This window comes from Sphingomonas lacusdianchii (assembly GCF_022664395.1).
In the GTDB taxonomy this organism is placed as follows: domain Bacteria; phylum Pseudomonadota; class Alphaproteobacteria; order Sphingomonadales; family Sphingomonadaceae; genus Sphingomonas; species Sphingomonas lacusdianchii.
In genome coordinates, this window is record NZ_JAKRET010000046.1 from 1 (window position 1) to 1,253 (window position 1,253).

The 1,253-nt window shown below is 57.1% G+C and carries 2 protein-coding genes and 1 pseudogene; all 3 read right to left on the minus strand.

Annotated features, from left to right (window positions below):
* Positions 1-323, minus strand: a 323-nt coding sequence (locus tag MF607_RS22070) for an IS5 family transposase (protein WP_242122324.1), incomplete at its 3' end; no start/stop codon positions are given.
* 116 nt (positions 324-439) lie between these two features.
* Complete coding sequence (locus MF607_RS22075; RefSeq protein WP_242122325.1) at positions 440-811, minus strand: response regulator; 372 nt, start codon at positions 809-811, stop codon at positions 440-442.
* A pseudogene (locus MF607_RS22080) lies at positions 811-1,253 on the minus strand (PAS domain S-box protein); the annotation flags it as partial. The pseudogene MF607_RS22080 and the gene MF607_RS22075, both read right to left, overlap by 1 nt.

A 1,253-nucleotide genomic window follows, 5' to 3' on the forward strand; every position in this document is an offset into this window, starting at 1 on the left:
TTTGCGCCCTGACCGTGGCGGTGGACCTTCACGATCGTCGCATCGACCATCGCATATTCAAGGTCGGGCTCGTCCGACAGCGCATCGAATATCCGTTTGAAGACATCTGCTTCGCGCCAGTCGCGGAAGCGACGGAACGCCGTGCTCCAGTTGCCGAAACGATCCGGCAAATCACGCCATGGGCTGCCCGTGCGCGCTATCCACAACACCGCCTCCACAAATAACCGGTTGTCCCGGCCGCTCCGGCCCGGGTCCGTCTGCTTGCCTAGACAATGCGGCTCGATCTTCGCCCACTGGGCATCTGTCAGTACGTCACGATCCATCCGCTGCGTGAATCACATCCATCACGCTTTGTGAATCCCCACAGGCCCTAGATAACTCAAGCCCTCAGCAATCCTGTGGTGCCTAATTTAGGAAAAGTCGCCGCTTTAAGTAGTTGCTATGCACTCAGTCGATCAATCTCCGACAAGATATGCCGAGGGTCGAAGGGCTTGGGAATGAAGAAAGACCGTTCTGGAAGGTCTGTCTGGGATGGCCTGACTGCGCCTGATACGACGGCGATCAAAACCGGCGGATGCCGGTCACGAACGTATCGCGCGAGGCGCAGCCCATCCATCGATCCCTTCATCTGAATATCCGTAAGGACAATGTGGATTTCGGGATGAACCGATAAAATCTTGATAGCTTCGTCGGCGTCTTCTGCCTCGAAGGCCACAAAGCCCCGATCTTCAAAAAAATCCATCAAATCATGACGAATGAACACCTCATCCTCAACGATGAGGATGGCCCGTGCCGGAATAGCCTGACCCATTACGCTGTTACCAATTCGCCTGCACCGCTGAGCGGTGCCCTGATCTGAAATTCGACGCCTTCGGGAGGATAGCTGAGCGCAGTTTCACCTCTGAAGTACGATCGCAACGAGCGCTCGATCATTCGTGTTCCGAAACCTCTGCGGGTAGGCGCCGAGACGACTGGCCCACCACGCTCCCGCCAAAGCAGGGAAAATTCCGGATCAGCTTCTGATCCGCTCACCTGCCACGTCAACGTCACAGTACCATTATCGTTGCTCAAAGCGCCATATTTCAACGCGTTGGTGCCAAGTTCATGAACGGCGAGCGTGAGCGCCAGCGCCGATTGCGAGTTGAGCCGAACCGCCGGTCCGCTCATTGCCACACGCTTCCGTTTGCCGCTGACGACGGCGAGACCCGCTTCTAGCACCGCGGTCAGATCGGATGCTTCCCAGGACGTGGCGG